At 60.7% G+C, this 12,004-nt stretch carries 2 protein-coding genes; one reads left to right on the top strand and one right to left on the bottom strand.

The features are described from left to right. Window positions 1-2 precede the first annotated feature (2 nt). Window positions 3-1,361, bottom strand: coding sequence for a TolC family outer membrane protein (locus tag FIV38_RS11655; protein ID WP_029292390.1), 1,359 nt, complete (start codon window positions 1,359-1,361; stop codon window positions 3-5). 477 nt (window positions 1,362-1,838) lie between these two features. On the opposite strand from FIV38_RS11655, the gene FIV38_RS11650 reads away from it, so the two are divergent. Further along, window positions 1,839-11,906, top strand: a complete 10,068-nt coding sequence (locus tag FIV38_RS11650; RefSeq protein WP_092234450.1) for a retention module-containing protein — start codon at window positions 1,839-1,841, stop codon at window positions 11,904-11,906. Window positions 11,907-12,004: the final 98 nt, after the last annotated feature.

The following is a 12,004-nucleotide window of genomic DNA, read 5'->3' as shown; positions in this document are numbered from 1 at the left end:
GGCTACTTCAGGTCAGGCAAGTGGGCTTCGCTTCTGACTTCCGACTGGGCAATGGCTTCGGCCGGCACCACCACGCGCTCCTTGTTCAGCAGCTCGCCCATGTTGGCCAGCACGCGGTACATGGAAAACTCTTCGGTGTAGCGCACTTCGGTGTAGCGCCGGTTGGCGTTGTACAGCTCGTTTTCACTGTCCAGCAGGTCCAGCAGGGTGCGCTGGCCCAGGCCGAACTGATCCTGATAGGCCGCGCGCACCCGTTGGGTGGTTTCGGCATATTCGCGGGCGGTGGGGGTCTGGATGCGTGCGTTGTCCATGGCGTGCCAGGCCAGGTTGAGGTTCTCGTTGAGCATGCGCAGGGCGTTGTTGCGGATGTCCATGGCCTGGTTGATCTTGTGCGAGTCCGACGCCAGTCGGGCCTTGTCGCTGCCGCCACGGAACAGGTTGTAGTTCATCACCACGCCCACCCGCCATTCATTGTCGTGGCCCAGGTCGCCCTGCACATTGTTATTGGCGCCCACCGCAGCCTCGGCGTCGAAGCGGGGGTAGAACGGCGACTTGGCGACTTCGTACTGACTCTCGGCGGCCATCACATCGGACTGGGCGGATTTCAGATAGGGGTTGTTCTCCAGCATGCTGCGCCGCGCACCGAGTTGATCGGCGGGCAACTGACCCTTGATCGAGGCTGGGCTTTCCAGTTCGTCCGGCATGCGCCCGACCACACTATAAAAATTCGATTCGGCGTCTTGCAGGTCGACCATGGCGGTCTGGTAGTTGTTGTCCGCCAGGGCCCGACGGGCGGTGGACTGGTCGCGGTCGGCGGTACTGCCGATGCCACGCTCGGTGCGCAGGCCGATCTGATCGGTGACCCGCAGGTGCGCCTGCAGGTTGTTCTTGGCCAAGGTCAGCAGGTCGCGGCGCTTGAGCACTTCCAAGTACACCTCGACGGTGCGCAGGGCCAGGCTTTCGGCAGTGCCGCGGGTGTAATAGGCACGTGAGTTGACCACGGCGCCGGTGCGTTGCACTTCGTTGGAGGTGTTGAAGCCGTCGAACAGCATCTGGCGCAGGCGCAGTTCCGACTGGGTGTAATTGTCGGTCTCGGTGTGGTGGTTGCCGCCGCGGGCGCGGGTGGTGCTGTTATCGCTGTAGCCGCGGCCATAGGCGGCATTCAGGTCGAGGCTGGGATAGAAGCCACCCTTGGCGACTTTCACATCTTCGTCGGCCGACAGCCGGCTGTTACGGCTTGCATTGAGTTCCGGGTGAGTGTCCAGCGTGCTTTGGATCGCTTGGGTCAGCGACATCGCTTGGGTGTTGGTGCATGCCATGGCGATCAGAATGGCGCTGCAGAGGGGGGTAAAGACGCGCATGGGAACATCTCCTGTGTATCAGTGCTGCTGGTCTGTCGCCATTTATTTGACGAATTTAGGGGGCAAACCGTCTCAGGCTTGTAACAACAGAGCTAAGAACATTTGCAGGAGGACCTAAGAAGAATTTCTCATAACGTTTATGTCCAAAAAAACTTATGCGTTCTGCGTGAAGCAAGACATTGTTCAAAGCACAAGCCTTGAGTTATGTGCGCTTCGGCGCATTTTCAGGGCCTTGTAAAGTTCAATTGCAAGTGCAAGCGGATCGTGGGGTAGCGGAAAAAAGGGAATTTGAGGGTGACGGTTTTTTGTCACTTGGTCCTTGGGAAGGCTCTCTGCAAGCGGGTCGAAGCGCGGTTTGGCGGCTGATTTGAATCAGTTTTGTGCCACTTCCGGGCGAAGGTCCGGGCCACTGGATCCACTGCATTTGTGCACGTAACCGAGGTGCCGACTACTGGGGTCGGACAGGGAGATAAGCACATGGCCAAGTTAATCGGTGTTGTCAGCAAGGTGGTTGGGGAAGTCTTTGCCGTGGCGGGAGATGGCAGCCGCCGGAGCCTGATCGAAGGCGACCGACTGTTTGCCGGCGAGCAACTGCAGACCGGCGCGGCCGGTGCGGTGGCGGTGCAACTGACCAACGGCCATGAGCTGACCCTGGGGCGCGACAGCAGCCTGGGCCTCTCCCCGCAACTGCTGGCCGGCCAGGCGCCGCAAGTTCATGGGTCTGAAGACCTTGCGCCGAGCCAGGCGCAGTTGACCGATGTGCAGCAACTGCAAAAAGCCATTGCTGCCGGTGCCGACCCGACCCAGACCGGTGAAGCCACGGCGGCTGGCCAGACCGGCAGCACAGCGGCGGGTGAGTTGGGCGGTGGGCACTCCTTTGTGCTGCTGACCGAAGTCGCCGGGCGCGTGGAGCCGGTCATCGGCTTTCCGACGGCGGGCTTTGGTGGGATTCCCGAGTTTCCGTTGTTCCAGGTCGCCGGCCAGCCGGATACCGGCAACGACCAGCCGGTGGTGGTGCCTCCCGACAACCCGGTGAGCCTGGGCGGGCTGGAGGTCGAGGGCGGTGAGTTGACGCTCGACGAGGCCAATCTTGCCCAAGGCTCGGCCAGTAATCCGGCGGCGCTGGTGCAAAGCGGCACCTTCAACGTCTCGGCGCCCGATGGCCTGCAAAGCCTGACCGTGGGCGGCATCAGCGTGGTCAGCGGCGGGGTGGCCAGCAGCTTCCCGCAAACCATCACCACCGGGCTGGGCAACACCCTGAGCATCACCGGCTACAACGCGGCCACCGGGGTGATCAGCTACAGCTATACCTTGACCGGCAATGAGGCCCATCCGTCAGGTGGCGGCACCAACAGCCTGGGCGAACAATTTGCGGTGGTTGCCACCGATAGCGACAACGACACCGCCACCGGTTCCCTGGATATCACCGTGATCGATGACGTGCCCAAGGCGCTGGACGACAGCCACGAGGGCAGCGCTTCGGAAAGCCTGTTGACCCTCAGCGGTAACGTATTGGACAACGACACCCAGGGTGCGGACCGTATCGCCACCGGCCCCATCGTCGGCGGTACCTTCACCGGCCAATATGGCACCCTGGTCCTGGCTGCCGATGGCAGCTACACCTACACGCTGAACACCGCCGACCCTGACTTTGTCACGCTGCAGGGCGGTGGCAACGGCACGGAAACCTTCACCTACACCCTGACCGACGCCGATGGCGACAGCAGCACCGCCAACCTGGTGCTGCAAGTGCATAACAACGACGATCCAGTGGTGATCGGTGGCATCAGCATCAATGGTGCCGACCTGACGCTTTATGAAAAGAACCTGGTGGACGGCAGCAGCCCCGACGCTGGCGCGCTGACCCGCACCGGCAGCCTGACCGTGTCGGCAGCGGACGGCTTGCAGAACCTGTCCGTGGGCGGTATCAGCGTAGTGTCCGGTGGTGTTGCCGCCGGCTTCCCGCAATCGATCGCCACCGGCCTGGGCAATACCCTGACCATCACCGGTTTTGACCCGGCCACCGGAGTGATCAGCTACAGCTACACCTTGACCGGCACCGAGGCGCACCCAACGGCGGCGGGGGTGAACGAACTGACCGAAAGCTTCAGCGTGATCGCCAGTGATACCAACAACAGCACGGCCACCAGCACGCTGCATATCAGTGTGGTGGACGACGTACCGACCGCTGCCGATGACAGCAATGCGCAAGTGGCGTCTGAAAGCTTGTTGACCCTGACTGGCAGCGTGCTGGGCAATGACGTGCAAGGCGCGGATCGGGTCGCCACCGGCCCGGTAACTGCGGGTACGTTCACTGGTACTTATGGCACCTTGCAGCTCTTCGCCGACGGCAGCTATGTGTACACCCTCGATAAGACCGACCCACAGTTCATGGCTCTGAATGGTGGCGGCAGCGGCACTGAAACCTTCACTTATCAATTGAACGACAGCGACGGTGATACCAGTACCGCCAGCCTCGTCTTGCAGGTGCATAACAACGACGATCCAGTGGTACTGACGGGCCTTGAGGTGAACGGCGGGGAAGTCACTGTCTACGAGAAAAACCTGCCGTTGGGCAGCGCCAACGATGGGACTGCTTTGACCCAATCCGGCACCTTTACCGTGACCGCATTGGATGGGCTGAAAAACCTGACTGTGGGCGGTATCAGCGTCGTCACCAATGGCGTGGCGGCGACCTTCCCGCAAACGGAACCTACCGGTTTTGGTAACACTCTGACCATCACCGGCTACAACGCCAGTACTGGTGTGATCAGCTATAGCTACACGCTCAACGGTACTGACAGCCACCCAACCGGCGCGGATGCCAATAGCATCAGTGAGTCGTTTGCGGTAACTGCCACCGACAGCAACAACAGCAGTGCCAATGGTTCGTTGGACGTCAACGTGGTCGACGATGTGCCCAAGGCTACTGACGATACCAATGGACAAGTGGCCTCTGAAAGCCAACTCATCCTCAGCGGCAGCGTGCTGGGCAACGATGTGCAAGGCGCTGATCGGGTCGCCACCGGCCCCGTCACGCCAAACACTATTGTTGGCACCTACGGGACCCTGCAACTGTTTGCCGATGGCAGCTACACCTACACCCTCGACAAGACTGATCCACAATTTATCGCCCTGAACGGCGGTGGCAGCGGCACTGAGACTTTCACTTATCAATTGAATGACAGCGACGGCGATACCAGTACCGCCAATCTCGTCTTGCAGGTCCATAACAACGACGATCCAGTGGTACTGACGGGCCTTGAGGTGAACGGCGGGGAAGTCACTGTCTACGAGAAAAACCTGCCGTTGGGCAGCGCCAACGATGGGACTGCTCTGACCCAATCCGGCACCTTCACCGTGACCGCATTGGATGGCCTGAAAAACCTCACTGTGGGCGGTATCAGCGTCGTCACCAATGGCGTCGCCGCGACTTTCCCGCAATCGGAACCCACCGGTTTTGGTAACACTCTGACCATCACCGGCTACAACGCCAGTACTGGTGTGATCAGCTATAGCTACACCCTCAACGGCACTGACAGTCACCCAACGGGCGCGGATGCCAACAGCATCAGTGAGTCGTTTGCGGTGACCGCCACCGACAGTAACAACAGCGGCGCTACGGGCACGTTGGACGTCAATGTGGTCGACGATGTGCCAAAAGCTTTTGACGACAACCCAGGCGGCGTGGCCTCTGAAAGCCAGCTCATCCTCAATGGCAGCGTGCTGGGCAATGACGTACAAGGCGCCGACCGTATCGCCACCGGCCCGGTCACGCCAAACACCATTATTGGCACCTACGGGACCCTGCAACTGTTTGCCGATGGCAGCTACACCTACACCCTCGACAAGACTGATCCACAATTTATCGCCCTGAATGGCGGTGGCAGCGGCACTGAGACTTTCACTTATCAATTGAATGACAGCGACGGCGATACCAGTACCGCCAATCTCGTCTTGCAGGTGCATAACAACGACGACCCAGTAGTACTGACGGGCCTGGAAGTAAACGGCGGCGAAGTCACCGTCTACGAGAAAAACCTGCCGTTGGGCAGCGCTATCGATGGGTCTGCTTTGACCCAATCCGGCACCTTCACCGTGACCGCATTGGATGGACTGAAAAACCTGACGGTGGGCGGCATCAATGTCGTCACCAACGGCGTCGCCGCGACCTTCCCGCAATCGGAGCCCACCGGTTTTGGTAGCACTCTGACCATCACCGGCTACAACGCCAGTACTGGTGTGATCAGCTATAGCTACACCCTCAACGGCACTGACAGTCACCCAACGGGCGCGGATGCCAACAGCATCAGCGAGTCGTTTGCGGTGGTCGCCACGGACAGCAACAACAGCGGCGCCAATGGTTCGCTGGATGTCACTGTGGTCGATGATGTGCCAAAAGCTTTCGACGACAACCCAGGCGGCGTGGCCTCTGAAAGCCAGCTCATCCTCAATGGCAGTGTGCTGGGCAATGACGTACAAGGCGCCGACCGTATCGCCACCGGCCCGGTCACGCCAAACACCATTGTTGGCACCTACGGGACCCTGCAACTGTTTGCCGATGGCAGCTACACCTACACCCTGGACAAGACCGATCCACAGTTCATGGCCCTGAATGGTGGTGGCAGCGGGACTGAGACTTTCACTTACCAACTGAACGACAGCGACGGCGATACCAGTACCGCCAACCTCGTCTTGCAGGTGCATAACAACGACGATCCAGTGGTACTGACGGGCCTGGAAGTAAACGGCGGCGAAGTCACCGTCTACGAGAAAAACCTGCCATTGGGCAGCGCTATCGATGGGCCTGCTCTGACCCAATCCGGCACCTTCACCGTGACCGCATTGGATGGCCTGAAAAACCTCACTGTGGGCGGTATCAGCGTCGTCACCAACGGCGTCGCCGCGACGTTCCCGCAATCGGAACCCACCGGTTTCGGCAACACCCTGACCATCACCGGCTACAACGCCAGCACCGGTGTAATCAGCTACAGCTACACGCTCAACGGTACTGATAGCCACCCAACCGGCGCAGGTACTAACAGCATCAGCGAGTCGTTCACGGTGACTGCCACCGACAGCAACAACAGCGGCGCTACGGGCACGTTGGACGTCAATGTGGTCGACGATGTGCCAAAAGCCTTCGACGACAACCCCGGCGGCGTGGCCTCTGAAAGCCAGCTCATCCTCAATGGCAGCGTGCTGGGCAACGATGTGCAAGGCGCGGATCGAATCGCCACTGGCCCGGTAACTGCCGGTACCTTCACCGGTACTTACGGCACCCTGCAGCTCTTCGCCGACGGCAGCTACACCTACACCCTGGACAAAACCGATCCACAGTTTGTCGCCCTGAACGGCGGTGGCAGCGGCACTGAAACCTTCACCTATCAACTGAACGACAGCGACGGCGACAGCAGCACCGCCAAGCTGGTGCTACAGGTGCATAACAACGACGACCCTGTGGTACTGACCGGCCTGGAAGTAAACGGCGGCGAAGTCACCGTCTACGAGAAAAACCTGCCGTTGGGCAGCGCTATCGATGGGCCTGCTCTGACCCAATCCGGCACCTTCACCGTGACCGCATTGGATGGCCTGAAAAACCTGACGGTGGGCGGCATCAATGTCGTCACCAACGGCGTCGCCGCGACTTTCCCGCAATCGGAGCCAACAGGTTTCGGCAACACCCTGACCATCACCGGCTACAACGCTAGCACTGGTGTAATCAGCTACAGCTACACCCTCAACGGCACTGACAGCCACCCAACCGGCGCAGGCACTAACAGCATCAGCGAGTCGTTCACGGTGACTGCCACCGACAGCAACAACAGCGGCGCTACGGGTACGTTGGACGTCAATGTGGTTGATGACGTGCCAAAAGCCTTCGACGACAACCCCGGCGGCGTGGCCTCTGAAAGCCAGCTCATCCTCAATGGCAGCGTGCTGGGCAACGATGTGCAAGGCGCGGATCGAATCGCCACTGGCCCGGTAACTGCCGGTACCTTCACCGGTACTTACGGCACCCTGCAGCTCTTCGCCGACGGCAGCTACACCTACACCCTGGACAAAACCGATCCACAGTTTGTCGCCCTGAACGGCGGTGGCAGCGGCACTGAAACCTTCACCTATCAATTGAACGACAGCGATGGTGACACCAGCACCGCCAAGCTGGTGCTACAGGTGCATAACAACGACGACCCAGTAGTACTGACCGGCCTGGAAGTAAACGGCGGCGAAGTCACTGTCTACGAGAAAAACCTGCCGTTGGGCAGCGCTATCGATGGGCCTGCTCTGACCCAATCCGGCACCTTCACCGTGACCGCATTGGATGGCCTGAAAAACCTCACTGTGGGCGGTATCAGCGTCGTCACCAACGGCGTCGCCGCGACGTTCCCGCAATCGGAACCCACCGGTTTCGGCAACACCCTGACCATCACCGGCTACAACGCTAGCACCGGTGTAATCAGCTACAGCTACACCCTCAACGGCACTGACAGCCACCCAACCGGCGCAGGCACCAATAGCATCAGTGAGTCGTTCGCGGTAACTGCCACCGACAGCAACAACAGCGGCGCTACGGGCACGTTGGACGTCAATGTGGTCGACGATGTGCCAAAAGCCTTCGACGACAACCCCGGCGGCGTGGCCTCTGAAAGCCAGCTGACCCTGACCGGCAGCGTGCTGGGCAACGATGTGCAAGGTGCTGATCGGGTCGCCACCGGCCCGGTCACGCCCAACACCATCGTCGGTACTTACGGCACACTGCAACTGTTTGCCGACGGCAGCTACACCTACACCCTCGACAAGACCGACCCCCAATTTATCGCCCTGCACGGCGGGGGGAACGGTACCGAGACTTTCACCTACCAGTTGAACGACAGTGACGGCGATACCAGCACCGCCAAGTTGGTGCTCCAGGTGCATAACAACAACGACCCGGTAGTGCTCACCGGCCTGGATCTGACTGGCGGGGAGTTGACCGTCTTTGAAAAAAACCTGGTCGATGGTTCCAACCCGAACACGCCCTTGTTGACTCAGACCGGTACCTTTACCGTGACCGCCCTGGACGGTTTGAAAAACCTCACGGTCGGTGGCCTGAATGTGGTGACCAACGGGGTGGTTGCCACCTTCCCGCTGTCGGAAGGTACCCTGCTGGGCAACAGCTTTGTTGTCACTGGCTACGACCCCAACACCGGGGTGGTCAGCTACCGCTACACCCTGCTCGACAACGAAACGCACCCCAATGCCAGCGGTGCCAACAGCCTGTCCGAGCAAATTCCGGTCACGGCCAGCGATTACGACACCAATACGGCGACGGGCACGATCGATATCAACATCATCGATGACCTGCCCATCGCCAATCCCGATGTGCGCTCGGTAGCAGAGGGCGGTGTGGTCAGCGTCAATGTGTTGGGCAATGATGTCGGCGGTGCCGATAGCCCCACCCTGGCGGGTGCGGTGGTCGGGGTGCGGGCAGGGAGTAATGTCGGTACGCCGGCCAGTGGTGGCCTGGGCGGGAATATCACCGGCAGCTTCGGCTACCTGACCCTGGATGCGAACGGCAACGCCGTGTATCACAGCAACCCCAACTCGGTGAACCCACCGGGAGCCGTGGACACCTTTGTCTACACCGTGCGTGATGCAGACGGTGACTTGAGCACCACGACCTTGACCATCAATGTGGCCGACAGCGGCCTGGTGGCTAGCGTCGATGGCGATGTCACGGTCTACGAAAAAGCCCTGGACCTGAAACTCGATGGCCTCGACCTGGCGCCCGGCACTGTGATCGGCAGCGACCCGACCGCCACCAGCGAAACGGCCACTGGCACCCTGGTGGGCTCGACCACCGGCGGCACTGGCCCGTTGAGTTTCAGCCTGGTCGGCAGTGCGACGGGCAGCTATGGGCAGATCCTGCTCAATGCCAATGGCACCTACACCTACACCCTGACGTCGGCACCGAAGACCTTGCCCAACAGCAATGACGGGCCGAATGTGCTGACCGAGACCTTCACCTACAAGGTCACCGACCAACTGGGCAACTCCACCACCAGCAGCATCGTGGTGAGTATTGTCGACGACATGCCAATAGTGGTGTCCAGCGCGCGTGAGGTCACGGCGACGGAGGTGGACTCCAACCTGCTGCTGATCATCGACATTTCCGGCAGCATGAATGACGCGTCTGGGGCCGGCGGTACGCGGCTCGACCTGGCCAAGGCGTCCATCACCCAGTTGCTTAACCGCTATGACGATATGGGCGACGTGAAGGTGCAGATCGTGACCTTCAACGACAGCTCGCAACAGTTGAGCAGCCAATGGGTCAGCGTCGCCACGGCCAAGACCCTGGTCAACGGCCTCACCGCGTTCAATGGCACCAACTACGACTCGGCCCTGGGCACTGCGCAGACTGCGTACGGCACCGCCGGCAAGCTGGAAGGTGCGCAGAACGTGGCGTACTTCTTCTCGGACGGTAACCCCACCACGTCCAACACCAATAACCCGAACAACCCTGGCAACGTGGTCAACCCGGAGTACGGCGACGGTATCGATGCCACAGAAGAAGGCGTATGGCGGGCCTTCCTCGATGCCAACGGCATCAAGGCCTATGCCATTGGCCTGGGCGCGGGTGTCAACAGCATTTACCTGGACCCGGTGGCCTACGACGGCAGCACCCACACCAATACCAATGCGGTAGTGGTGGCCAACCTGGCGGGCCTGGATGCGGTGCTGGCCGGCACCGTGCAGGGCGCGCCAGTCACGGGGAGCCTGCTGACGGATGGCACATTTGGTGCCGACGGTGGCTTCGTCAAATCCCTGACTGTGGATGGCATCACCTACACCTACAACCCGGCGGCGGGGGGCTCGATGAGCGCCAACCTGCCGGGCGGGCACGGCACGTTCGACACCGTCAGCAACAGTATTACCATCACCACCAACCAGGGCGGCACGCTGATCGTCGACATGGACAACGGCGAGTTCCGCTACAACCCGCCGAAATTGACGGGCTCGCTGGTCACCGAAACCTTTGGCGTGACCGTCAGCGATAACGACGGCGACCTGGCGACCTCCAGCCTGGTGGTCAAGGTCAACCCCAACGTGGCACCGGTGGCCGGTGATGACCATGTGATCACCAATATCCTGTCGGGCAACATTGTGGTGCCTGCGCAGTTGCTGCTGGCCAATGACAGCGATGCCAACCATGACAACCTGACGGCTATCCCCACCAGCTTTCCAACCGGCTGGGTGGCCAAGGGTGCGGCGTTTACCGGGACTGGGGACAGAACGGTCACCGGTACAAGCCTGGGGGATGTACGTACCTCGTTTGCCGATATCGGGGCCCTGACCGCAGTCCTTGCGATCACCGGCAGTCTCGGCAGTGTCGGCAGCGCTACGGCCGACGATCGCGTGACGGTCACACTCAGGGCGGGGGAGACCCTCAACCTGGATCACAACCGGCCGGTCGGTAACATCGTCATGACCTATTCGCTCAACGGTGGCGGAGAACTCCCTCTCGCGGATGGCGCGACGCTGACTGCGTTAACGGGCGGCAGCTATCAGATTCACATTGCCAACACCACCAATCCAGCAGGTGGCAACGCCAATGGCTCAGAAAACTACCAACTGAATATGAAGATCAACTACGCCGGCGCCGAGGACTACACGCCGGACTACCACGGTAACTACTCGGTCAGCGATAACCACGGCGGCAGTGATAGCGCCGCCGTAGACATCACCTACCAGGCCGGCACCACCCTCACCGGTACCAACGGTGATGACATCCTCATGGCCGGGCCCGGTAACAACATCCTCAATGGCGGCGATGGCAATGATGTACTGAGTGCTGGCAATGGCAACAACGAGATGCACGGCGGCAATGGCAATGACCTGCTGTTCAGTGGCATCGGCAATGACCTGCTCGATGGCGGTGCGGGCATCGATACAGTGAGTTACGCCAATGCCACGTCGGGCGTGACCGTCAACCTTGGCACGGAGGGAGGGCAAATCACGGGGGGCGCCGGGACCGATACATTGACGGCCTTGGAGAACCTGATCGGTTCCAACTTCAACGACTTCCTGACCGGCAACGGCAGCAACAACCTGATCTCGGGCGGGCTGGGCAATGACACCCTCAAGGGCGAGGGCGGCGATGACATCCTGATCGGTGGTCCGGGCAACAACACCCTGACCGGCGGCGCGGGTGCCGACACCTTCCAATACCTCACCGGCGGTAGCGGGCACGACGTCATCACCGACTTTACCGTGGGCACCGACAAGCTGGACCTGTCGCAATTGCTGCAAGGGGAGAATGCGACGACGGCGTCCCTGGATGATTACCTGCACTTCAAGGTGGTGAGCGGCACGACCACCATCGACATCAGCTCTGTTGCAGGGGCCACGGCTACCCAGACCATCGACCTGGCCGGCGTCAACCTGGCGACCCAATACGGCGTCACACCGGGGGCGGGTGGCCTGATTGCGGGTGGGGCAGACACGGCGACCATCATTAATGGGATGCTCAACGATCATTCATTGAAGGTGGATACCGTGTAACTCCTGTGGCCAAGGAGCTGTTGTGGCAGAGGGGCTGTCGTGGCGAGGGGGCTTGCACCCCCGTTGGGCTGCGAAGCAGCCCCAATTCCTAAGATCCA

The organism is Pseudomonas proteolytica, from assembly GCF_007858275.1.
Taxonomy (GTDB): domain Bacteria; phylum Pseudomonadota; class Gammaproteobacteria; order Pseudomonadales; family Pseudomonadaceae; genus Aquipseudomonas; species Aquipseudomonas proteolytica.
This window is presented reverse-complemented; position numbering and strand designations above follow the sequence as displayed.